This window comes from Armatimonadota bacterium, from assembly GCA_018268395.1.
In the GTDB taxonomy this organism is placed as follows: Bacteria; Armatimonadota; Fimbriimonadia; order Fimbriimonadales; family Fimbriimonadaceae; genus JAEURO01.
This window is the reverse complement of the sequence record JAFDWQ010000001.1, coordinates 772,264-795,001: the sequence shown is the minus strand read 5'-3', so window position 1 is coordinate 795,001 and position 22,738 is coordinate 772,264. Positions and strand designations below refer to the sequence as shown.

The 22,738-nt window shown below is 63.4% G+C and carries 19 protein-coding genes; 11 read left to right on the top strand and 8 right to left on the bottom strand.

Annotation, left to right across the window (positions count from 1 at the left end; translation table 11 throughout):
• Nucleotides 1–3: 3 nt before the first annotated feature.
• Genes JST30_03585 through JST30_03565 form a run of 5 tightly spaced genes read left to right on the top strand, consistent with a single transcriptional unit; the run spans nt 4 to nt 2,983 of the window.
• A complete protein-coding gene (locus JST30_03585; protein ID MBS1713397.1) occupies nt 4–888 on the top strand; it encodes a hypothetical protein in 885 nt (294 codons plus the stop codon).
• Nucleotides 885–1,343, top strand: coding sequence for a flagellar assembly protein FliW (locus JST30_03580; GenBank protein MBS1713396.1), 459 nt, complete (start codon nt 885–887; stop codon nt 1,341–1,343). Before JST30_03585 ends, JST30_03580 begins: the two co-directional genes overlap by 4 nt.
• Nucleotides 1,344–1,377: 34 nt before the next feature.
• Nucleotides 1,378–1,584 (top strand): carbon storage regulator CsrA, encoded by a 207-nt coding sequence (csrA, locus tag JST30_03575; protein MBS1713395.1) that lies wholly within the window; start codon nt 1,378–1,380, stop codon nt 1,582–1,584.
• A 44-nt stretch (nt 1,585–1,628) separates the two neighbouring features.
• Nucleotides 1,629–2,072 (top strand): hypothetical protein, encoded by a 444-nt coding sequence (locus JST30_03570; GenBank protein ID MBS1713394.1) that lies wholly within the window; start codon nt 1,629–1,631, stop codon nt 2,070–2,072.
• Entirely contained in the window at nt 2,069–2,983 is a 915-nt protein-coding gene (locus tag JST30_03565) for a bifunctional riboflavin kinase/FAD synthetase (protein ID MBS1713393.1), read from the top strand. Before JST30_03570 ends, JST30_03565 begins: the two co-directional genes overlap by 4 nt.
• Before the next feature lie 8 nt (nt 2,984–2,991).
• Here JST30_03565 and JST30_03560 read toward each other — a convergent pair whose 3' ends face one another.
• The 7 genes from JST30_03560 to JST30_03530 form a co-directional block, all read right to left on the bottom strand.
• Nucleotides 2,992–3,414 carry a YbaN family protein gene (locus tag JST30_03560; GenBank protein ID MBS1713392.1) on the bottom strand — a complete coding sequence of 141 codons (423 nt, stop codon included), beginning with the start codon at nt 3,412–3,414 and terminating at the stop codon, nt 2,992–2,994.
• A gap of 39 nt (nt 3,415–3,453) precedes the next feature.
• Nucleotides 3,454–4,671 (bottom strand): hypothetical protein, encoded by a 1,218-nt coding sequence (locus JST30_03555; GenBank protein ID MBS1713391.1) that lies wholly within the window; start codon nt 4,669–4,671, stop codon nt 3,454–3,456.
• A 489-nt stretch (nt 4,672–5,160) separates the two neighbouring features.
• Nucleotides 5,161–5,889 carry an ABC transporter ATP-binding protein gene (locus tag JST30_03550; GenBank protein MBS1713390.1) on the bottom strand — a complete coding sequence of 243 codons (729 nt, stop codon included), beginning with the start codon at nt 5,887–5,889 and terminating at the stop codon, nt 5,161–5,163.
• Between the two features lie 79 nt (nt 5,890–5,968).
• Nucleotides 5,969–7,192 (bottom strand): ABC transporter permease, encoded by a 1,224-nt coding sequence (locus tag JST30_03545; protein MBS1713389.1) that lies wholly within the window; start codon nt 7,190–7,192, stop codon nt 5,969–5,971.
• Nucleotides 7,193–7,267: 75 nt separating this feature from the next.
• A complete protein-coding gene (locus tag JST30_03540; protein ID MBS1713388.1) occupies nt 7,268–9,070 on the bottom strand; it encodes an HlyD family efflux transporter periplasmic adaptor subunit in 1,803 nt (600 codons plus the stop codon).
• Nucleotides 9,063–10,355, bottom strand: coding sequence for a TolC family protein (locus JST30_03535; protein ID MBS1713387.1), 1,293 nt, complete (start codon nt 10,353–10,355; stop codon nt 9,063–9,065). Before JST30_03535 ends, JST30_03540 begins: the two co-directional genes overlap by 8 nt.
• A gap of 121 nt (nt 10,356–10,476) precedes the next feature.
• A complete protein-coding gene (locus tag JST30_03530; GenBank protein MBS1713386.1) occupies nt 10,477–11,247 on the bottom strand; it encodes a PspA/IM30 family protein in 771 nt (256 codons plus the stop codon).
• 214 nt (nt 11,248–11,461) lie between these two features.
• Here JST30_03530 and acnA point away from each other — a divergent pair, with 214 nt between their 5' ends.
• From acnA to lipB, 4 genes are all read left to right on the top strand, one after another.
• Entirely contained in the window at nt 11,462–14,140 is a 2,679-nt protein-coding gene (acnA, locus tag JST30_03525; GenBank protein MBS1713385.1) for an aconitate hydratase AcnA, read from the top strand.
• Nucleotides 14,141–14,159: 19 nt separating this feature from the next.
• Nucleotides 14,160–15,281, top strand: a complete 1,122-nt coding sequence (locus JST30_03520; protein ID MBS1713384.1) for a polysaccharide deacetylase family protein — start codon at nt 14,160–14,162, stop codon at nt 15,279–15,281.
• Between the two features lie 143 nt (nt 15,282–15,424).
• Nucleotides 15,425–17,149 (top strand): adenylate/guanylate cyclase domain-containing protein, encoded by a 1,725-nt coding sequence (locus JST30_03515; GenBank protein MBS1713383.1) that lies wholly within the window; start codon nt 15,425–15,427, stop codon nt 17,147–17,149.
• A complete protein-coding gene (lipB, locus tag JST30_03510; protein MBS1713382.1) occupies nt 17,146–17,784 on the top strand; it encodes a lipoyl(octanoyl) transferase LipB in 639 nt (212 codons plus the stop codon). The genes JST30_03515 and lipB overlap by 4 nt, the downstream gene beginning before the upstream one ends.
• On the opposite strand, the gene JST30_03505 is transcribed toward lipB, so the two are convergent.
• A complete protein-coding gene (locus JST30_03505) occupies nt 17,781–18,503 on the bottom strand; it encodes a 50S ribosomal protein L1 (protein MBS1713381.1) in 723 nt (240 codons plus the stop codon). The genes lipB and JST30_03505 overlap by 4 nt on opposite strands.
• A 127-nt stretch (nt 18,504–18,630) precedes the next feature.
• Here JST30_03505 and JST30_03500 point away from each other — a divergent pair, with 127 nt between their 5' ends.
• Both JST30_03500 and JST30_03495 read left to right on the top strand, forming a co-directional pair.
• Nucleotides 18,631–19,791, top strand: coding sequence for a PDZ domain-containing protein (locus JST30_03500; GenBank protein MBS1713380.1), 1,161 nt, complete (start codon nt 18,631–18,633; stop codon nt 19,789–19,791).
• 42 nt (nt 19,792–19,833) lie between these two features.
• Nucleotides 19,834–22,704 carry a hypothetical protein gene (locus JST30_03495; GenBank protein MBS1713379.1) on the top strand — a complete coding sequence of 957 codons (2,871 nt, stop codon included), beginning with the start codon at nt 19,834–19,836 and terminating at the stop codon, nt 22,702–22,704.
• Nucleotides 22,705–22,738: the final 34 nt, after the last annotated feature.

Here is a 22,738-nt window from a genome sequence, read left to right as displayed (position 1 = left end):
AGGATGAGAGTCAGCACGCAGTACCAGTTCGACCTGTACACGACGCACATCCACTCCGCTCACGAGCGGTACGTGTCGGCTCAGAAACAGGTCTTGACGGGGAAGAAGTTCGAGATCGCGAGCGAGAACACGGGTGACGCCCACTTCGTCGTCAGCGCCTCGTCGATACGGTCGCGGACCGCACAACTCGACAAGAACCTGCGCAGCGCCAAGGACTACCTCGGGAACACCGAACAGGTGTTCTCTGAACTCAACAGTCTCGTCAACAACGCTTATACGATCGCCGTCAACGGTGCGAACAGCACTTACGACCAGGCCGCAAGGGACAGCATGGCGAAGCAGATCGCCGAGGTCCAGCGCCGCGTGGCGTATCTGGCCAACACCCAAGGCGGGAACGGCCAGTTCGTCTTCGGCGGGCAAAAGTCCGACGCCAAACCGTTCGCAGAGACGCCGCCGACCTTGACCTTTTCGGGAGACGACAATCCGATCAACGTCGAAGTCCGACCGAACGAGACCATGCGCGTGAACCTGCAAGGGGCGGGGACGATGCTCACGGGCCTCTACGCGACTTTGGAGACGCTCAAGAACGACCTGTCGTCCGGAAACCTCTCCCAGATCGGAAACGCGGACATCGCCGCCGTCCAGGGCCAACTCAGGGCGATCGGATCGGTCCGAGGCGACGTCGGTTCGAAACTTCAGACCGTGACGACGCTGGCCGCCCAGAACGCACGACGTATCGACGAACTGTCGACACAGATCTCCGACGTCCAAGACATCGATTTGACCGAAGCGGTGACGAAGATGCAAGCGGCCGAAACCGCTTACACCGCCGCCCTTCAGGTGACGGCGCGAGGTAACGCCTTGAGCCTCATGGACTTCCTCACATGACGACGCAGACCTTGATCCACACCGCGCGATTCGGAGAGATCGCCGTCGAAACCGAAGACACGATCGTGTTCCCCGAGGGCCTCGTCGGCCTGACGGGGTTCCGGAGGTTCGTCCTGGTCCAGCACAAGGAAGGCAGTCCGTTCCGGTGGTTGCAGAGCTTGGACGACGGATCGTTCGCGCTGCTCGTCATCGACCCGTGTCATTACGTGTCCGATTACGCTCCTGCGATGCCGGAAAGTGCGACTTCCGCGTTGGACCTGAATGCGGAGACTCCGATCCTCGTCTATACTATTTGTTCGATCCCTAACGGAAACCCCCAAGGCATGACTTTGAACCTGGCCGGACCGATCGTCCTCAACGCCGAGACGCGCGAAGCGCGTCAGGTGGTGCTGGACGACGAGACCTATCCCGTACGCTTCACCGTGTTCGGGCGACAGGAGCAAGAGGCCGCCTAAGGGCGTTCGTTCGGGTGCCACGGAGGGCGCCGCTATGCTGGTCCTGACCAGAAAAGTCAACCAGAGCATCATCATCGGTGACGGAATCGAGGTCGTCGTGCTCGAAGTCCGTGGCGAACAAGTCCGCCTGGGCATCAAAGCGCCCCGCAATGTCGAAGTCCACCGTAAAGAGATTTTCGAGCAGATCCACGCTGAGAACGAAGCGGCGTCCAGCACCGACCCGACCGACGTTCCCGATTGACCGCCCGTGTCCTTCGCCATGGTCGACCTTCAGGGCCACGCACCATGAAAGGCCTTAAGGCCTCGCTCGAGTCGGCGATGTTCACGATGTCGCTTTCCGTGCTGCTCGCGGTCCTGGCCGCCGTGCCGATGGCCCTCTGGATGGCGGGAAAGGGTGTCAAGGACTGGGACGCCGTCCGGATCGGTGTGCTCCCACTGGGGATCGGTTGCGTCCTGTTCGCACTCGTCGCGTTCGTCGTGCCGAGCGTGGCGGGCCCCCGCCGGATCGCGTTCCCGCTCAATCTCACCTATCCTGTCCTGTTCGCCGCCTGCTCTTTGTGCGGATCGGTGGTGCTCGTCATGGCTTACCCGCCGCTCGGACTGCTCGGGGACGTCGCCCGGTTCGACCAAGTCTGGGGCTCGTTCCCCGTGGCCGGAGGGATGGCCCTTTACCATGCCGTCGTCCTGACTTCCGTCGCCGTGCTTTCGAAACCGGAGGAGTCGTCGTGACGGTCCATTTCGGCACGGACAGCCTCAGGGCTCACTGGGGAAGGTCGACCGTTTGTATCGGTACGTTCGACGGCGTCCACCTCGGCCACAGACAGGTCGTCGCTACCGCCGTCCGCGACGCGCGCCTCCATGACGAACCGTGCGTCCTCCTTACGTTCGACCGCCATCCGGCCGCCGTCCTGGCGCCGGACAAGGTCCCTCCCGCCCTTGCGACCCTGTCTCAAAACCTCGACGTCTTCCGTGAGCTCGGAGTGGACGTCGCCGTGGTCTATCCGTTCGATCGGAAGACCGCCGAAACCGAGGCGGACGCGTTCCTGGACGAGGTGCTCGTTAAAAGACTCTTGGCCGAGCGGATCGTCGTCGGGCACGACTTTGCATTGGGCCACGACCGGAAAGGCACCGCCGCATGGCTGGCCGAGAGGATCGCGACCGATATCGTCCCGCCCTACGAGGTCGAGGGCCTTAGGGTCAGCAGCAGTGCAGTGCGAAGCCTCGTGCTGGAAGGAAAGGTCGCGGAGGCAGCCGGATTGCTGGGACGCCCGTTGACGCTCCAAGGCGTCGTCGTATCAGGGCAGAAGCTTGGCCGCCGGCTCGGGTTTCCGACCATCAACCTCTCGTTACCGGTCGCCCAGGCGGTCCCGGGAGACGGAGTCTACGCAGGCACCTGTCGGATCGGAAGCGCGCGGTTCGCCGCCGCCATCGGCATCGGGACGAGACCGACCGTCGGAGGCCAAGAGCGGAGCATCGAGGCGTATCTGATCGACTATCCCGGGGATTCGGTGTACGGACGGTCCGTCGATCTCGCCGTCGTTCAACGTATCCGCGAGGAGATCAAGTTCGATTCAATGGAGTCGCTCGCGGCCCAAATGGAGGACGACGTCCGAAAGACCAGGGGCCTCGTCTCCGCTTGATACGGGCGTCAGGCGGCGGCGGTCGACGTATCGTTTTCAGCGTCCGGCCGGCTTTCGGTATCGTCCGGAACGGTCGGCCTCGTAAGGATGACCCAGGTCGCGATCACACCTGAGGCGAACACGATCGCCAGGATCGGGGGGCGCTGTAGCAAGACCAAGCACGACACGGCCAAGCACGGCCACATGACCAAGAGCGCGGCCCTTTTCGATTTGGCGCGCATCCCGCGATACTGTTCCCAGTCCCTCAAGGTAGGGCCGAACACGCGGTGTTCGAGGAGCCACTTTTCGAACTTGGCGCTGCCCCGCTTGAAACAGTACAGGGCGACGATCAGAAAGACCGTGGTCGGCATGCCGGGCACGAAGGCCCCCACGAAGCCTAGTCCTACGAAGACGAGACCGACGGAGGCCCAAACCCGCCTGCCGACCGACATGTCATAGATTCTGACGACAGTCCCGAACGATCTGAGGCTTTAGGCCGCGACCCTCAACGTGCCTTCACTTCCCGGGTTGCCCGATTTGGAGCTCTTTGCGAGCGCCTCTTCGACCGTCCGGATCATCGTGCGCAGGCCTTCGACCCGGCCGTCGAGCTCGTGGACGCCGGCGAGGAGTTCCTCGACCTGGGCGTTCATCTCCTGCGTCGAAGCGCTCATCTCTTCCGAAGACGCCGAGTTCTCCTCTGCGATCGCCGCCATATGTTCGATCATGCTGTTCAGTGAGTCCGTCGACTTTTCGATCGAGGCGATCAGTTCGTTGTTCGTCTCCAGTTCGCGGTCGACGACGTCCATCGCCGACGTCACGTTCTTGCTCGCGCCGACGGCCGTCCGTGCCGACTCAGAAATGGTCTCGAGGCAGCCCGCAGCCTGAAGGGTGACCTCCGAGGCGTCCTTGACGTCCTCAAGCGTCTGGTGCATGGACTCCGACGCGAGTTTGCTGCCCGTCTGAACCGCGGAAATCAGATTGGCGATCTCCTTCGTGGCCGACGACGAGTGCTCGGCGAGCTTTCGGACTTCGTCGGCGACGACCGCGAACCCTCGGCCCGCTTCGCCCGCCCGGGCCGCTTCGATGGCGGCGTTCAGGGCCAACAAGTTCGTCTGGGCGGCGATGTCCTCGATCGTCTGTACGATCCGGCCGATCTGGTCGGAGCTGGAGTTCATCTCCCGGACACGTTCGGCGGTCTCCTGAACGGCGCCTTGGACGCGTTCCATGGCCGTCATCCGCTCGCGGATCTCCGACCAAACGGAGGCCTGGTCGTGGATCTCGTCGATGATCTGCTGGACCGTCATGATCGCGTTCCGGGCCGTCTCGATCGCAAGCGTCTGTTCCCGGGCGCCCGACGAGATCCTCTTGCTCGAATCGCTGAGGTCCGAGGTGCCCATCGCCGCCTGCTGGCTCGACTCGGCTTGGGAGGTGGCCGACATCGCGATCTGCTCGCTCACGTGGGCCAGTTCGCCCAACGCCTTGCCCGACTCCTCGCCCGCTCCGGCGAGGATGGTGCTGCTCTTGGCCAGTGCGTCCGCGACCTCCTTCGTCTTGCCGACGACGTCGCGGAGCTCGGCGACGAAGCCGAACTCGATATAGGCTTCGAGGATGAGGGCCTGGTCGAGGTTGAAAATCTTCTGAAGGGAGACGATGGCCTGTTTGAGCTTCCTCGGGTTCCACCGGTAATGGTCGAACAGGATCGGCGTCATGACGTCGTAGTACGTCGACATCGCCGAGAAGAAGTAGTCCGGCTCCAGGCCGATGGCCGCATGGATCTTCCCGATCACCAGCCGGCTCTCGAAGTACGCCTGGTCGCAGGCGCCCCGGAACATTTCGGCGAAGTAGTTGGGGTTCGTCTTCTTGAGTTTAGGGATCGAACTCCCGGCCGACTCGACGACCTTGAGCGCCCCCGGCATCGTCCCGACATGGTCGTAGAACGCGTCGACGATCACGTCCATGTGTTTTTGGAACAAGGGCCCGAGCTCTTTCAGGGCGTCCAGGTCGGCCACCTGGATCCGCGAACTCTCAAGCCGCTGACGGCACTTCTCAGCGTTCAATCCGAACTTCTCACACAGCACTGTCTCACCCACCCGTGTGCGACCGCTCGCGGCCGCATTTGAAATGATTGGACGGCCGATGCCGGTAACTCAGTCAATGATCGGTAACGAACTGTGAATTTTTAGTCAAGTTCGTCAGGCTTATGCGACGGGAGGCATATCGGCGAGCATGGAACTCGCACGGACGGGCGACTCGACTTTCTCGTCACTCTGGATCTTCCCGTCGCGGAACCGGATGATCCGCTTGAAATGGTGGGCGATCTCCTCTTCATGGGTGACGATGACGACGGTCTTGCCCGCTTCGTTGAGCTCTTGGAACAAGGCCATGATCTCCTCGCTGGTGCGGGAGTCGAGGTTCCCAGTGGGCTCGTCCCCGAGGATCATGACGGGATCGTTGACGATCGCCCGGGCGATGGCCACGCGCTGCTGCTGACCGCCCGACAGCTCGTTCGGTCGGTGGTCGATCCTTTGTCCGAGGCCGACCCGTTCCAACGCCCGCCGCGCAAGGGACGTGCGGTCTTTGACTCCGGCGTACATCAGAGGAAGTTCGACGTTTTTCAAGGCCGACGTCCGGGGTAAGAGGTTAAAGGTCTGGAAAACGAAGCCGATCCGCTTGTTCCGCACTGCGGCGAGATCGGAATCGCTGAGCAGGGACACTTCCTGACCGCCGAGCCAGTATTGGCCGGCCGAGGGGCGGTCGAGGCACCCGACCATGTTCATGAACGTCGACTTGCCGCTTCCGCTCGGGCCCATGATCGCGACCGATTCGCCTTCTTCGATCGCGAGGTCGACACCGCGGAGCGCATGGACGACGGTCTCGCCCATGACGTAGTCCTTCGAGAGGCCTTTGACTTCGATGACGATGCTCATGGGTTCGACGCCTGAAGTCGGCTTACGCCCGTTTCCCGACAGAGGTTTCGGGGAGGCGTGCCGATGGCCCAGGCCACGGTCATTCGTACCTCAAAGCCTCGATGGGGAGCAGGTTACTGGCCCGAATGGCGGGATAGAGGCCGAACACGACGCCGACCAGCGACGAAAAACCAAAGGCCCAAGCCACCGCCGTCATATTGACCACGGCCGGAACCTGCAGGGGCACGGCGACGACCTGGACGGCCGCGCTGCCGAGGATGATGCCGATCAGGCCGCCGAGGACGCACATGACGACGCTTTCGAGCAGGAACTGGGTCAGGATCGTCTGTCGCTGGGCGCCCAGAGCCTTGCGGAGGCCGATCTCACGGGTCCTTTCGGTCACGCTGACGAGCATGATGTTCATGATGCCGATACCGCCGACCAACAACGATACGCTCGCGATCCCGGCCAAAAGCAGGCTCAGGATCTGCGACTGCGTCTGGATCGCCTGAAGCGTGTCCGCCTGGTTCATGACCCGGAACAGGTCTTCGCCCGTCGCGTTCTTCCGAGTCTGCGACAGCACGTCTTCGACCTGCTGCTGGAGGGCCATCATGATCGTGCTGTCGACCGATTGGAGGGTGATGAAGTTCAGTCTGTCTTTGGATCCGAGCAAGCGGTACTGCGCCGTCTTCAACGGGATGTAGACCTGGTCGTCGGGGTTGTTCCAACCCGAACCGCCTTTGTAGTCCACGACGCCAGCGACTTCAAAGTTCTGGTTCGCGATCTTGATGGTCGATCCGATGGCGTTCTCTCCGCCGAAAAGCTCGTCGTAGACCGCGTAGCCCAAGACGGCCTTGCGCTCCATCAACTCGTTGTCGGCTTCGTCCCACCAGACGCCCGAATGCATTTTCGTGGAGTTGTCGATGAACCGGATCACAGGCTCGGCGCCCGTCACGCCCGTCCTCTTGGACTTGCTTCCGAACTTGACGGTCGACTGGCCGGAGAACCGACTGGACACGACGCCCGTGACGTACTTGGCGGCGGGGACGAACCTGCGGATCCGGTCGACGTCTTCCGGCCGGAGGGTGCTTGCCGCGTTCGCGTCGCGACCGCCGCCCCGCCCCCAGTTCGGCATGATCGTGATGCGGTTCGAACCCATGACCTCGAGCTCGCTCAGCGACTTCTTCTTCGTCCCTTCGCCGATCCCGATCATCGCGATGACGGAGCCGACGCCGATGACGACCCCGAGCATCGTCAGGATCGAACGGAGTTTGTTCGAACTGATCGACCGGACTGCGGCATCGAAGCTGTCACCGAACGTCATAGTTGCTCCTACAGAGTTATCCGCCCAAAGGTGTCGGAATGTTCACGGCCGGGCGGGATCCCCTAGGCCGGTGCGTCATTTGCCACCGCCTTTCGAGGCGCCGGAGGCACGGGACGAACTTGGCCCACCTTTGTTGAGCGAGCCGAGGCCGCCGCCGCCTTGTTGCTGCTGTTGCATCTTCGTCTGGCGGTCGCGCATCGCTCTCAGGTCGACTTCGGCCACGACGACCTCTTCGCCTTCTTTGAGGCCGTCGACGACCTCGATCGACTCGTTACCGACCGCGCCGAGTTTCACGGGCCGCTTCTCCGGTTTCTTCGGGTCGCCCGTCTTGACCCGGACGTACGTTTCGCCGCCCTCCCGGAGGATCGCCGGCTGGGGCACGGTCAGGACCGCTTGCTTGTCCAATTGTATGAACTCGCACGTTGCGTTCATGCCCGGGCGTAAGACGCTTTCGCTCTTGCCCGAGGGCTTGCCGCCGCCTTCGCCTCGACCTTCGGGGCCGCCGCCGTTCCGGACGTCGCCAGAGGACTTGGACGGGCCTTTGACGGTAACGCGGACTTTGACGGTCGTCACCGATTGGGCCGTGTCCGCGGCGGGGAAGATACGCTTGACCGAACCGTCGAACGTCTGGCCCGGATAGGCCTCCACGATGATCCGGACGGGCTGACCGACCCGGACCGAGGCGATGTCGGCCTCATCGACCAGGCATTCGACCTCCATCTGCGTCGTATCGGCGATCTGGACAAGGCTCGTCCCTTGGGCGAAGGTCGACGTCCCCGGCGGGATGATCGTCCCTTCTTCGAGGTACTTCGTGGTCACGATGCCGTCTCTGGGTGCAAGGACCGTCGTGCTGTCGAGTTGCACCCGTGCGTTCCGCAACGCGACTTCGCTCCGGACGGCGCTCGCACGGGCGCTCGCGACGTCCGACCGACGAAGAGAGATGTTCATCTTCGCGGTCCGGGCCTGGCTGAGGGCGATTTCCGCTCCGCGGACGTTTTGACGGGCGATGTCCAAGTCCCGTTGGGTCAAGACGTTCCGGTTCGCGTTCGTCCGCGACTGTCGTAGAGACTGTTCGGCCTGTTGGACTCTCGCCCTTGCCGTCCGGAGTTGCGTTTCGATCTCGGCTTGAACGGTCGCGCGGCGCTGCTCGGCCAACCGGAACGCGGCCCGTGCGCTCTCGACCACCGTCCTCTGTTTTTCGACCGCGCTTTGGCTGACGTAGCCCAACTCCAGCAGTCGCTCCTGGCGCGTCATTTCGGCCTGCGCGGCTTCAAGGTCGGCTTTCGAGCGGTCGTACGTCCCTTGGACGTCGCGCCGCGTCTGGAGGACCTGGACGTCCTGCACGAGCTTCAGGTTCTCCTCCGCCGAGGTCAGGTTGGCTTCCGCCGTCTTGATGTCGGCTTGGGTCAGGGTCGGCTGTGCGGTAGCCGTCTGCTGGGCCTTCGCATACTGCGACCTTGCCAACGCTAAGGCGACCTCGGCGTCACGGACCCGGTCCGACGCGTTCTTCTCCTCCATCCTGGCGTTGACCTGGGCCTGGCTGACCCTGGCGCCGGCCGTCGTGACGTCGGCAGCAGCCTGCTCAAAGGCGGTCTTCGTGTCTTCCGGGTCGATGATGGCGATGACGTCGCCCTGGCGGACCGGCGACCCCTCTTCGACCAAGAGCTTGACGACCTTTCCGCCCGCTTTGGACTTCACGTCGACCTTCGTCAACGGGACGAGCGTTCCCGTCGCCGACGTCGACCGGACGAGCTCGCCCTTACCGACGGTGGAATAGCGGTATTCGATTTCGGACGTCGACTGGCTGCCGTTCACGACGACCCACGTCGCGACGCCGATCAGAACGGCGGCCCCGATCCCGATCGCCCACTTATTCACCGTCCGTCTCACCCGGCAACGGTCGTCCCGTTACCAACTTCAAGCGGACTTCCGAGATGAGAAGGTCATAGTAGGCGGCGATAGCGTTCGATTCAGCGGTGGAGAGGCTCACTTGTGCGGTCAATTGGTCAAGGATCGTGCCCGCCCCTTCCGTGTAAGACCCTTTTGCCGACTCAAAGTTCAGTCTTGCGGCGTCTAATGCGAGTTTTGCCGCTTCGCGTCTGTCGAAGTTCTGCCGGAATTCCTTGTACGCAGACTCGATTTCGGCCCGCACGTCTCGTTCGTCTTGCACCACCGAGGCCTGCCGCGCCTTGAGGTCGAGTTCTGCGGCCCTGAGGTTTTCCCGCGACAGGTACCCGTCGAACAGCGGGAAGCTCGCCGTCAGCGTGAACGTCGGTTTGTCGAACTGCGACTCGCTGAACGATTTGAGGTAGTTCGCCCTTCCGGCGAACGCGACCGACGTGTCGAGCTTCGCGCTCCTGACGTTGAGTTTGGCTAGGTCGACCAGTTTTCGGGAGGCAAGCAGGCTCGGTCGGTTCGCCAACCCCTCTGCAAGAGCCTGGTCAAGCGTGTAGTCGACGATCGTCGGTTGCTCCGACTCGCTGTCGTCGAGCGGAGGAAGTTCGGCTTGTGGCCACCCGAGGACGGCTTTGAGCGTCGCGAGAGAGGTCGAGACTTGGTTCGTGGAGGTCAGGACGTCGACTTTCGCGTTCAACGCATCGGCTTTGGCCTGGAGGATGTCCTTGCGCGGGCCGGATCCCACTTCGGCGCGTTTTTCGGCGTAGTCCTGCAGGGTCGTGGCCCGCTCGAGGGCCGAGTTCGCGACTTTGAGAAGCTGCTGCGACCGGAGGGCGTCGTAGAAGACCGAATGGACGCTGAACAGCACCGACCGGTACGTTTCTAAGGTCTGGTACTCGGTCTGTTGCTCGGAAGTACGTGCCCGGGAGTAGTTGGTCGAACGTTCTCCGTTGTCGAAGAGCAACCAGGAGGCGGTGACCGCGGAGGTCCCGCTGTCCAGGTCGGAACGCCCGCGTCCTGGGCCGGTCAGCGTGTCGATGAACCCGTCTTCCCGGCTGTAGGTCGGCGTGACCGTCGGCAGAAAGGCCGAGAAGGCGGACTTGGTGGACGCCTTCGCAGACTCGTATCCGAGCCGGGCGGCCAGGACGGTCCCGTTGTTCTGACGGGCGGAGCGGAGGGCCTCCCTTAGCGTGAGCTTCGCGTCGTCTTGAGCGGACGCCGCGCATGCGAAAAGGGCCGACAGTACAAGCAGGGACGTCCTGGTCATAAACAAAACTCTGCCCCGCGGTCGGGGCCCATGACTACATACCCCTTTGGCGGAGCGGGCGATACACCGTTTGGGACTACGACGTCATGCGCGGGACGGACTCCCTTACGCGTTCGGCGTCTCAGGTGTTCCCGTTCTGACCCTGCTGGAGGCGCTTTTCAAGCTCGTCCAGTTGACTGTCGACGTCGCTTTGCACGGTCGTTTCGGTCGAAGTCGCAGGCGCCGCCGTCGACATGCCGAGCTTTTCCTCGAGCTTCCGGAGTTCCTCGTCGGCGGCCATGTCCATGGCTTGGTCCTCCATCGTCATGATCTTGCCCTGGATGCTGCCCGAGAACATTTCTTGACGAGCGGCGGCCTCGGCCTGTTTGTCCGCGATCCTGTCCCTTGCCGCGGCGAACGAACCCTCGTATTCGTTCTCGAACGTCAGGCCTTCGAGGGCCTTCGTGATCGACGACTGGATCTGGGACTGCTTCCATTGGGCCTTGAGCGCAAGGGCCTCGGCGGTCTTCTTCCGGACTTCCTCTTCTTGCCGTTTGATCGCGACCTTGACCTGTTCGACGGTCTCGACCGCCGTGGCGAGCGTGCCTCTTAGGGTCTCGATCGTCGCGTCGGTCGTCGCTTTCTCGCGCAGGAACTGCTTGGCGAGCTCGCGGTTCCCGGCCTTGAGGGCGGCCGTCGCCTGCTGCTCGAGTTGTCCGGCCTTGCGGACGGACTCGTCCAACATGCCCTGGAGCCGGTTCTTCTGCGTGATGGCCTGGACCGCTTTCTCACGGTTCGCGACGAGCGCTTGCGTCATGTCACGACGGGCCTGGTCCAACATGATTTCGGGGTCTTCGAGCTTGTCCATCCCCCGGTTGAAGATCGCTCGGAGCCACGCAAAAAACCGCTTCATTTCGTCCTTGGCCGGCAGAGGGGTCTGCCGCGACCTCGGATTATACCGTTCTGACCCTGGTTCCGGTTGCACGAGACTTAGTCTTTAGACCGTCCCGCCAGGCGCTTCTGACCCGCGCTCCAGGATCCGGACGATACCGTGGGCTTACGACCTTGCAAAGGTAAGATCAGGTTCAAGATCCCCTCCCGGAACCGGACGGGCCCGGCCGACGACCATGAACAGCTTTGGCACCCTTAAAACCCTTGATCTTGCAGGCAAGAGCAGGACCCTTCACAGTTTTCAGGCCTTTGCCGGACACCGGCTCTCCCGGTTGCCTTATTCGTTGCGCGTCCTGCTCGAAGCGCTCCTCAGGGCGGAAGACGGCGTCCGGGTCACCAAGGCGGACGTCGAAGCCCTCCTGGCATGGGACCCGAAAGCGGAACCGTCCTATGAGATCCAGTTCATGCCCGCACGGGTCCTGATGCAGGACTTTACGGGAGTTCCGTGCGTCGTCGACCTTGCCTCCATGCGAGACGCGATGGCCCGGCTCGGCGGTGACCCGGCCAAGGTCAACCCGCTCCAACCCGTGGAACTCGTCATCGACCACTCCGTTCAGGTCGACTCGTACGGAAGCGACGCGGCCTTGCAGATCAATCTCGACCTCGAATTCGACCGGAACGCCGAGCGTTATGCCTTTCTCAAGTGGGGCCAGGCGGCGTTCGACAATTTCCGCGTCGTGCCGCCGAACACGGGCATCTGCCACCAGGTCAACCTCGAATATCTCGCACGTGTCGTCTTCGATGCGTCCGGCACTTGCTACCCGGACACCCTGGTCGGGACCGATTCGCACACGACGATGATCAACGGTCTAGGCGTCCTTGGCTGGGGCGTCGGCGGTATCGAGGCAGAGGCGGCCATGCTCGGTCAGCCGATCCCGATGTTGATCCCTCAGGTGGTCGGATTCCGACTGAGCGGGAAACTTCGGGAAGGTTCGACGGCGACCGACCTCGTCCTGACCGTGACCGAGATGCTCCGAAAGCACGGCGTCGTCGGCAAGTTCGTCGAGTTCTTCGGGCCTGGCATCGGCAGCCTTCCTCTGGCCGACCGGGCCACGATCGCGAACATGGCTCCCGAATACGGGGCCACGTGCGGGATCTTCCCGGTGGACGACGAGACCGTGCGCTATCTGAGGGTCAGCGGCAGGAGCGAAGACCAAGTCGCCTTGGTCGAAGCGTACATGCGTCATCAAGGCCTGTTCCACACGGCCGACTCGCCCGAAGCCGAATACACGAGCGTCCTGGAACTCGACCTTTCGACCGTTGAGCCGAGCGTGGCAGGCCCGAAAAGGCCACAAGACCGGACCGTCCTTTCGAAAGCCCGCGACTCGTTCTTTGCCGCCTTTCCGACGTCGAAACCGGGCAGCGACGCCCTCTCGTCCGGCGGGACGGCCGTCCTCGATCGAGCGGCGACGAGCCGCCTGACGCACGGTTCGGTGGTCATCGCCGCCATCACGAGCTGCACGAACACGAGCAACCCGAGCGTCATGATGGCTGCCGGGCTGGTGGCCCGCAAGGCCGCGGCCCTCGGGCTGCGGCCGAAGCCTTGGGTCAAGACAAGCCTGGCTCCCGGTTCCAAAGTCGTCACGGAGTACCTCAAGTCGGCCGGCCTCCTCGACGACCTCGAAGCCCTTGGCTTCAACGTGGTCGGCTACGGGTGCACGACGTGCATCGGAAACTCCGGCCCGTTGCCCGACGACGTCGCGAAAGCGGTCGAAGACGGCGACCTGACCGTCGCCAGCGTCCTGAGCGGGAACCGGAACTTCGAGGGCCGCGTCCAGCAGGCGGTCAAGGCGAACTACCTGATGTCACCGCCGCTCGTCGTCGCCTATGCGCTTGCGGGCACCATCGACATCGATCTCAGCAAGGATCCGATCGGACAAGACTCCGAGGGCCGCGACGTGACGCTGCGCGACGTCTGGCCCAGCCAGCGCGAAATCGCCGAGGCCGTCGAAGCGCACATCACCCGGGAAATGTTCACGTCGTCCTATGCGACCGTCTTCGAAGGGGACGACCAGTGGCGGGCCATCGCGGTCGCCGGAGGTCAGAAGTACGCTTGGGACGACTCCAGCACCTATGTGCGACAGGCGCCCTACTTCGACGGCATGGATCCCGAACCCAGAGAGACCGTCGATGACCTGAACGGGCTCAAAGTGCTCGCGCTGCTCGGTGACAGTGTCACGACCGACCACATTTCGCCCGCCGGCTCCATCAAGCTGAACTCGCCCGCTGGGACATACCTGACGTCCCACAGCGTGACGCCGGCGATGTTCAACAGCTACGGCAGCCGCCGGGGCAACCATGAAGTCATGATCCGAGGCACCTTTGCGAACGTCCGGCTCCGCAACCGTCTGGCTCCGGAGACCGAGGGCGGCTTCACGACTTGTCCGCCAGGCGGCGAGACGACCACGATCTTCGACGCCTCCCGGGTCTATGCCCATGCGGGCGACAATCTGATCGTCGTCGCAGGGAAGGAGTACGGGACCGGATCGAGCCGGGACTGGGCGGCGAAAGGGACCCTCTTGCTTGGGGTCCGGGCGGTCCTCGCCGAAAGTTTCGAAAGGATCCACCGCTCCAACCTCGTTGGCATGGGCGTACTGCCGCTCCAGTTCAAACCTGGGGAAGGTGCGGCGAAATTGGGGCTCACGGGCCTCGAGGAATACTCCGTCGTGGGGTTGAGCGACGCTTTCGCCGACAATTTTGCTGGAGGCAAAGACCTGACCGTCCGCGCCACCGACCCGTCCGGGAACACGGTCTCCTTTTCGGTCACCGTCCGGATCGATACTCCGACGGAAGCGGACTATTACCGCCACGGTGGTGTGCTTCAATACGTGCTGCGAAACTTGTTGAAGAGCTAAAGACGTTATCCCGATGCGAATGTCCTTCACCCGGTTTGCCGGCTTTGTCCTGCCGGTGTTCCTCCTCGTCGGCTGTGAGCCGACAGGCGGCGCGGTGTCGTACATCCCGCCCGTAAGGCCGGCTCCGACGGTCGCGAAAAGGACGCCGCCCGCTGAGGCCCCTCGTGACGAAGCGGTCGTCCACGGCACGCTCGTTCCGAAGAGCCAACTGGACAAGGCCCCGGCACGGATCGTCGTGCCGGCAGAAGACTTCGATCTGACGGCCGCGACGGTCGAGCCGCTCCTTTCGACCGGATATCCGGCGCGCCTGGTCCGGGGCGACACCGAGAAGAAACGGATCGCGCTGACCTTTGACGACGGTCCTCACCGCGGGTACACCGAGCGGCTCATCAAGACCCTCGTCGGCCTGAAAGTCTCGGCCACGTTTTTCTTCATCGGACAGAACGTCGACTCGTACCCGGACCTCGCCAAGCTCGCCGCCGACAACGGTATCGAGCTCGGGAACCACACGTACAGCCACAGCCGCCTTCGTGGCCAGACCCGGCCAGAAGTCGAATACCAAGTGGCGAAAGGCTTCGAGGCGATCGAGAGGGCGACAGGCGTGCGACCGTCGCTGTTCCGCCCACCGGGAGGCGACTACGACGACCAAGTCTGCGACGTCGCCCGCCAAGCCGGGCTCAGCATGATCCTCTGGACTTCGGACGCGGCCGACTATACGACCGTCAAAGGGAACCCGACCGCGGCGGACGTCTACCGCCACGTCATGAAGAGTGCGACCAACGGAGGGATCGTCATCATGCACGACCCCATGCCCGGGACGCTCGAGGCCCTTCCTAAGATCGTCGCCGACCTCAGGGCCAAGGGATTCGAGTTCGTGAAGATCAGCGACTTCCTCAAGGATCCGAAGTCACAGACCTGGGGCGGACGCAAGGTCGCGCCCCGACCGGACCTGACACAGGAGTTGATCAGCGGCAAGAGGTATCCTCTCCCGCGCAATCCTGAGGATAAATATGAGAGTCCGGAACAAGGAGCTCCGAGCGAGACGGCATCGAAAGGAGCAGAGGATCAAAGAACTCGTGTCAGCGGCCAAAGCCGAAGCCAAGGGCGGGAAGGCCAAGTCGTCGACACCAAAGCCCGCTGAACCAAAAGCTGCGAAGAAACCGGCTGCGGACAAACCCAAAAAGGCGGCCAAGCCCAAAAAGGCCGAAGAGTCGGCCGAATAGTCCCGGTCCGGGCATTCCGGAACGGCCGGGGCCGTAAAGACGTTCCGGTGTCGCTTTGACTTTGGCCCAAGAACCTTCGCGCGTAGTCCGACCCCAAGGGCTTGACGAGTTCGTCGAGCACTTGAAGGGTCGGCGTTCGTTACGGGCGTTGAACGTGGCCGAACTCGCCGAGACGTATGGTCTCGAAGAAGACTTCGTAATCCAAGTCATCGATGCCATGAGCGGGCCACAACGCTCGGCACGGCATTCCGACCTCGTCTGGAAAGCGTTGCTCAAGGGCGGGCAGCAGTTCTTCGACGCGGCCAAGAACCTCTGGCTCAACAGTACGGCGAACCCGATCGGGTTCGTCGTGGCGACAGGATTGGCCGGCTATCTGCTCCAAACGGCCGTCAACCTGTTCCAAGCGATGACGGGCGCGCACGATCAGGCGGACGGCCCGTCGGCGATCGTTTGGGCCGTCCTTGGACTTCATTTGGCCTGCTTCGCACGTCACGGGCGGATGCGGTTCCCCGCGATGTCGTCCGGCATCATGGCCGGTGCGCTCCTCGCCGGCGCGCTCCTGCGGACGGGGCGGATCTCGGTTTTCGACGTCGGGTTCGCCGTTTCGTCCGGATTGCTGTATTTCGTCTTCGGCGCGTTGATGACCCTGATGGGCGGTTACATCGCCGCCGGGCGTCAAGCCCGGAACCTCAGCGGCCTTTCGCGCCAAGAGGCCCTTGACCGTCGGTTCGCCATCAAGGAACGGCTTAAGAAACTCGGCCCGTTGCGCGCGCACCAGAGCGACCGCCGTAGGTTCGACGCGCTGAAGTCCGGTAGCCGCTGGATCCTTTTGGCCCTCTGCGGGGGGGCTTTGGCAGGCCTGTTCCGCGTCTTGGTCCTTGGCGGGTACCAGGTGGCGTTTCCGGGCTCCGACCTCACGCGGGACCCCGTCTACGCCCTTCTCCGGATCATCGCGGCGGGAGCGACGGTCCTGGCCTTTCTGTTCGTCGGGTTCATCGCAGGTGGCGTGCGACGGTCCTTGGCCAGTCAGGTCCTCGCGTTCCTCGGCTTCGCGGCGGCCGGATTCTTCCCTCTCGGCATTTTCGGCTTCCAGTTCGGGGTGCGACAGTTCGCACCCGAACAACTGCCGTCTTACGGCATGCTCTTGGCCATGTCCGGCATCTTGACCGGCATCGGGTCCCACATCGAGGAGTCAGCCAGGCTCCAGCGCCGTCGGGACAGCGACGATCCCGCCACCCTTGTCGCCGAACTCGTCCTGATCGAGAAGCACCTGAACCGGGACGCCAGCGCCAACTTCGTCCTTTGTCTTGACGTCGCCCGGAGCACGGCCATGAAGGCGGGTCAAGACCCCCTCGAGGTCGAATGGAGTTTTCGCGAACTCCAGCGGCTTTGGAGCGAAAGTGCCGAAGCCAACGGCGGGTCCGTTCTGTCGACTGCTGGTGACGGCGCCATCCTGACGTTCTCGGACGCGTACGACGCTTTGAGGGCAGCCAAGGACGCCCAGACCAGGCTCGGGTGGTTCAACATGCGCGTCAACCGACTGGAAGCACCGTTTCGTGTCCGTGCGGGCTTGCACACCGGTGAAGCACAAGGTGCCTTGGGGGAAGTCCAGTACAACGACGTCATCGACATCGCCGCCCATTTCCAGGAGCACGCCCCGGTCGGTGGGATCCTCGTGAGCGAGACGTTCGCAAGGCTCGTGTCCGAAGAGCCGTTGACCGAACTCAAAGACCCGGTGGACGGTCTGAAGGCGTTCTTGGTCGTCAACCCGACCCTAGGCGCATGAAAGTCGTCGACGCGGGGAAGATGGATTATCGCGAGGCGTGGCGCCTACAGTCCGAAGTCGCCCAATCGGTCTTGGACGGCGGTGAGGACACGCTGGTCCTGGTCGAGCACCCGCCGGTCTTCACCCTCGGGGCCTCGTTCGATCCTCAGCATCTTTTGCTTCCCGAAGACGAAATCGTCGCCAGGGGGATCGACGTCGTCCGGACCGACCGTGGTGGCGACGTCACGTACCACGGGCCAGGTCAACTCGTCAGCTATCCGGTTTTCGACCTGAGGCGGCACGGCCAGGACCTCCATCGATGGTTGCGCGAACTGGAGGACGTCCACATCCGTGCGCTCGCACGCTTCGGACTGAACGGAGTCCGCTTTCCTCCCCATACCGGGGTTTGGACCGGCGCCGAACCTGCTTTGAGGAAGATCGCTGCGATCGGGGTCAAAGTGCGGAAGTGGGTCAGTGTCCACGGCGTGGCGTTGAACTGCGACAACGACCTCGCGTCGTTCGAACTGATCGTCCCTTGCGGGATACACGGATACGGCGTCACGAGCCTCAGTCTCGAGACGGGAAAACGGACAGCCCCGGACGACGCGAAAGATGCGGTCGTCCAGGGCTATCGTGACGTGTTCGCGGCGGGCTAGTGTCCGCTAGCCTTGCTGGCCAGTGAGGTGTCCAGTCGGACTCCGGGGCCCATCGTCGAGCTCAACGTCATCGAGACCAGGTACCGACCTTTGGCGCTCGCCGGCTTCGCACGGACGATGGCGTCGACCGCCGCTTTAAAGTTGTCGAACAGTTGGTCCTCCGAAAAGCTGACCTTGCCGATCGGTACGTGGACGATGCCTGCCTTGTCGACGCGGTATTCGACACGGGTGGCTCCTTTGATCTCTTTGACTGCCTGACCGATCGCGTCCGTCACCGTGCCGTTCTTCTTGTTCGGCGTCCGGGTGCCAAGGATTTTGCCGATCTTGCCGATCTGGGGCGCCATGTCGCTGGTGGCCAGGACGACGTCGAAGTCTTTCCAGCCGCCCTGGATCTTCGTGATCAGATCGTCGTCACCGACGTGATCGGCGCCTGCCGACTCGGCTTCTTTGGCCAAGTCGCCCTTGGCCAGGACGGCGACACGTTTCGTCCGGCCCGTACCGTGGGGAAGGTTCGTGATGCCGCGGACGTTCTGATCGCCCTTGCGAGGGTCGACGCCGAGACGGACGCTCAGGTCGACTCCTTCGACGAATTTGGCCGAAGCCAGTTTCTTGACGGTCGAGATCGCTTCTCCGGGCTCAAGGAGCTTATCCTGGTCGACCTGCTTGAGGGCGTCGGAAAACCGGTTCGAGTGCTTTTGCTTCTTCTTCTGTGTGCGCAATCGGGTTCACCCCTGTGGTGTTCGTGGCCGCGCAAGGCCTTCCACAGGCCCGGCAGGATACCTCCACGGCAGTCCGGCCGTCCCGAAGCCGGAACCTCGGCCCTAGTCTCAGACGTAACTTGATGCCGTGATCCCAGTCATCGTCTTCGCTCTCAGCCACCCGGTCGCCGCTTTCGACGCCGACGCAGCATGGTCGACGGTCTCTTCGAGGATCAAGACGATGTACTGGGCCAAGTCGAGCCAGTCCGAGAAGCTCGATCGCCTCTTGAAGGAGGCGGAGCCTGCAGCCAAGGCCGCCAAGTCCGAAGACGAGTTCGACCGGGCCATGGACGCCATGATCGCCAAGTTCGGCGATTCTCATTTCGATTTTCTGACACGCAGAGAGCAAGGTTTCTATCTCTTCGACGGCTTCGCGAAGGGGGATAAAGCCGCGAAGATGGCCAACATCGGTGCCTGGTTCCGCAAGGACAAGGACGGGTACACGGTCCAAATGGTCTTGAACGGGGGCGCTGCCGAAGCCGCGGGAGTCCGGAAGGGCGATCGGCTCCTCGCCGTCGACGGGCAACCGTTCAGTCCTGTCGACGCGTTCGCCGGAAAGGTCGGTCAGGACGTCCGGTTGGAACTTCGTCGACCGTCGGACGGCGGGCAAGCCTCCACGGTGACCGTCAAGGTCACGGAAACGCCTGGACAAGACATGTTCTTGGACGCGACCCGCCGTAGCGGACGCATCATCGAAGAGGGTGGCAAGAAGTTCGGCTACCTCCACCTTTGGACGATGGCGAACGACAAGTTCCGACAGGCGCTGGAGAACTTCGTCTACAACAGGGCTGCGAACACGGACGCCTTCATCCTCGACATCAGGGACGGGTTCGGGGGTCGCCCCGAAGGATTCGGCGACCCCTTCTTCCGGCCCAAGGTCGACCTTGAGTGGACGGTGGCAGGCGGGGCCACGATGAAGCAACTGTTCGGATATCAAAAGCCGCTGATCGTGATCATCAACGAGGGCTCGCGGTCGGCGAAAGACGTCTTCAGCTATATCATGAAGAAGACCGGCCGTGGCGTCCTCGTCGGCAACCGGTCCGCGGGCGACGTCCTAGGAACGACGCCGAGTCCGGTCGGGGATTGGGCCTACGTCGAGATTCCGATGGTCGACGTCAAAGTCGACGGGATCCGGTTGGAGCACAACCCTGTCCAGGCCGACGTCAAGGTCGACCAAGAGTTCGATCGGGCCGGTACCGACCTGTTCCTGAAGAAGGCCGTCGAAGTCGCCGTCGAACGGACGAGATAGCCGGCAAGGTCCGACGGGCCGGCGAAGGGCTAAACTTCCCCTGTGGACGGCGGCGGAAGGCTCAGACTCCGGCTGTTCGGAAGCCCGTCAGCGACCACTAGCGGCGGACTCGTCTCGTCGTTTTCCAACCGCAAGGTCGCCTTGTTGGCCGCGTACCTTGCGACCAAGGCAGGCGAACGGTGCGACCGACGGGTCGTCGCCAAAGACGTTTGGCCCGACGTCGCTCCCGAATCGGCGCTCGCAAGCCTGCGCAACGCCCTGTCGCTCTTGAAAAAGGACCTCGCCGCTCTGGGCCACGACTCCGACGCGGCCCTACGTTCCGACCGGACGGACGTCTGGCTCGACGATGGTTATGGAACCTCGGACGTCCAGGCGTTCTTGAGCGGCTCGGAGAAGGGGCCGTTCGAGCCCTGGCGGTTTTGCGAAGGGTTCGGCGAACCTTGGGTATCGGCCCAACGGGCCGCACTGACCGGTCTCTTCGAAGAACGACTGGAATCCGTCGTCGTGTCGCTGCTTGAAACCGGAGAGTCGTCCCGTGCCGCTGACCTCGCCGTTCAAGCGTCCGACGCCGATCCAGAGTCGGAGCGCAAGCTAAGGCTGGCCCTCCGAGCCTTGACCCAAGCAGGGAGGGGAGCCGATGCGATCCGGCGCTATCGGACGTTCGAGTCGGGGCTCAGGTCCCGGTTGGGGATCGGGCCGTCCGACGAGACCGTGGCGCTCGCCCGGGAAGCGCGGCGCCGGTCCAGTCACAGGCGTCGATGGTCCGCGTCGAACGTCCCGACGTCCCTCCCTCCGATCTTCGGCCGGGAAGACCTGGTCGATGAGGTGGTCGCCTACGTCACAAGGGCCGAAGGTGCGGGCCGGATCGTGACGTTTTACGGTCCGGGCGGCGTCGGCAAGACCCGGCTGGCCTTAGAGGTCGCCAAACGGTCGTCCTCGGGCCTCGACGGCCATGTCTGGTTCGTCGACTGTTCGTCCGTCCAGGCACCCGAGGGCTTAGCGGCGAGGCTCTGGGACGTCTTGGGCCGCGAAGAGACGGACCGCCCTGAATCGGGGTTCGACGGCTTCCTCGGGGGCGTGCGCGGCTTGGTCGTCCTCGACAACCTCGAGCAGGTCGTTCCTGACCCAGGGCCGGTCGTGCAGGCTCTCGTTACGGCCGAACCGGGCCTGAGCGTCGTAGCCACATCGCGGACGCTCCTTGCGGTTCCGGAGGAGCGGTCGGTCGGCGTGGCGACGTTAGGGGTCCCGGACGAGGACGGCTCGTGGCAGGACAGTCCGAGCGTCAGTCTCTACGTGGACAGGGCCCGGCTTCTCGTCCCTGACTACCAGATCGACGATCCGACAAGTCTCTCCGAGTTGGTCCGGAGGTTGGACGGGCTGCCCCTCGCGATCTGTCTGGCCGCGGCCCATGCCGACCTGTTCTCGCCTTCCGAAACGTTGGCACGTCTCGACCGGCGCTTCGAAGTCCTTCAAGAAGACTCGGACGAAAGGCCGGACCGGCACAAGCGGCTCTGGGCCTGCATCGACTGGAGCCACTCGATGCATCCGGAGATCCACGACACGCTCCGGTGCCTTTCGGTCTTCCGCGACGGATGGACGGTGGAGAACGCCGAACGGGCCCGGCAAGAACCAGGGACGGCCTCGCACCTCCAGACCGCGCTTCGAGCCTCGCTGGTCCAGGCCGTCGCCCGCGGTTCGACGGTCCGGTTCGACATGCTCGAATCGATCCGCGAGTTCGTCCGCGCCAAGGCCGGAACCGAGGGACTCGAGGACGCCCGGCGGCGGCATGCGACGGCGATGCACACATGGGCCGTCGAACTTCGGGCGAAGTCCTTGGACTTCAACCAGCAGTATCTGGAGAGCCGCTCCGTCGAATACGACAATTTCCGCACCGCCATGGAGTGGTGCCTGGATCACGAGCCGACGTGGGCGCTCGATTTCGTGACCACGTTCGCCTACTATTGGTACAGCCGGGACATGTACCGCGAAGGCGAGGCCTGGATCCGGAAAGCCCTGGAAGCGAACACGGACGGGCCCTCCGGACCGATAGCGAACGCCTACCGCGCCCTTTCGACGCTCTATGTCGGGTTGACCCGCTATGACGAAGCGGTCGAATCGTTGACCATCGGTTTCCGTCACTTGCCAGAAGACACGGTGCCCTACGAACGGGGCCGCTTCTTGAACTCAAAAGGGAACGCCTTGATGCAGGCGATGAAATTCGACGAGGCCAAGGAGGCGTTCCGAGAGGCCCTCGAATACTGCAAGCTGGCCGAAGACGTCCAGCTCGCATTGGCCGTCCGGCTTAACGACGGTTTCGCGCACTACCTGGAGGGCGACCTCCAGGAAGCCGAGCGCGTGTACAGCGAGACGATCGCCGAGCTCCGGTCGGGGGACAACGACGACTGGCTCGCGAACAACCTGCACAACTTCGGCCTCGTCGCCCTTGCCGACGGCCGCCTGCACGATGCCAAGGATCGCTTGTCCGAGGCCCGTCGCATCGTGGAAGCCCGAGGGCTCGACCCGGCCCCGCGAAGTTGGGTCAGCGACGCGGTCATGGTCGCAGCGCGGCTCGGGGAGGTGGACGAGGCCCGTGCCCTGCTTCGCCGTAGCGCCTTGGGGGTCTTAGCCTCCTCGGGAGTCGGTCGGCTCGTGGAATGCGCCGAAGCCGCTGTCGAAGTCGCCCTCGCCGCCGGGGACAGGGAAGAGGCCGTGGGACTTCTCGCGGTCATCGTCCGGAGCAAGGCCCAACGACAAAGGTCGCTCGCGGACACGTCGCCGCTGCCCCGCGAAAGGCTTCAAGAGCTGAAAGACGCGCTCTCGGCCGAGACGTTCGCTCAAGCGAAAGAACGCTATCGCGGGTGGTCGCTGGCGGACTTGCTCGAGTATCTGGCCGCCCCTGACGACAGAGATTGAGCCTGCTTTGCGCAGGGATTGCGTCCGATGGTGG

What these genes read in the sequence shown, in the direction of transcription:
- JST30_03585 (MBS1713397.1), top strand. Translation starts at nt 4, where the DNA reads ATGAGAGTCAGCACGCAGTACCAGTTCGACCTGTACACGACGCACATC.
- JST30_03580 (MBS1713396.1), top strand. Translation starts at nt 885, where the DNA reads ATGACGACGCAGACCTTGATCCACACCGCGCGATTCGGAGAGATCGCC.
- csrA (MBS1713395.1), top strand. Translation starts at nt 1,378, where the DNA reads ATGCTGGTCCTGACCAGAAAAGTCAACCAGAGCATCATCATCGGTGAC.
- JST30_03570 (MBS1713394.1), top strand. Translation starts at nt 1,629, where the DNA reads ATGAAAGGCCTTAAGGCCTCGCTCGAGTCGGCGATGTTCACGATGTCG.
- JST30_03560 (MBS1713392.1), bottom strand. Translation starts at nt 3,414, where the DNA reads ATGTCGGTCGGCAGGCGGGTTTGGGCCTCCGTCGGTCTCGTCTTCGTA.
- JST30_03555 (MBS1713391.1), bottom strand. Translation starts at nt 4,671, where the DNA reads ATGACGCCGATCCTGTTCGACCATTACCGGTGGAACCCGAGGAAGCTC.
- JST30_03550 (MBS1713390.1), bottom strand. Translation starts at nt 5,889, where the DNA reads ATGAGCATCGTCATCGAAGTCAAAGGCCTCTCGAAGGACTACGTCATG.
- JST30_03545 (MBS1713389.1), bottom strand. Translation starts at nt 7,192, where the DNA reads ATGACGTTCGGTGACAGCTTCGATGCCGCAGTCCGGTCGATCAGTTCG.
- JST30_03535 (MBS1713387.1), bottom strand. Translation starts at nt 10,355, where the DNA reads ATGACCAGGACGTCCCTGCTTGTACTGTCGGCCCTTTTCGCATGCGCG.
- JST30_03530 (MBS1713386.1), bottom strand. Translation starts at nt 11,247, where the DNA reads ATGAAGCGGTTTTTTGCGTGGCTCCGAGCGATCTTCAACCGGGGGATG.
- acnA (MBS1713385.1), top strand. Translation starts at nt 11,462, where the DNA reads ATGAACAGCTTTGGCACCCTTAAAACCCTTGATCTTGCAGGCAAGAGC.
- JST30_03520 (MBS1713384.1), top strand. Translation starts at nt 14,160, where the DNA reads ATGTCCTTCACCCGGTTTGCCGGCTTTGTCCTGCCGGTGTTCCTCCTC.
- lipB (MBS1713382.1), top strand. Translation starts at nt 17,146, where the DNA reads ATGAAAGTCGTCGACGCGGGGAAGATGGATTATCGCGAGGCGTGGCGC.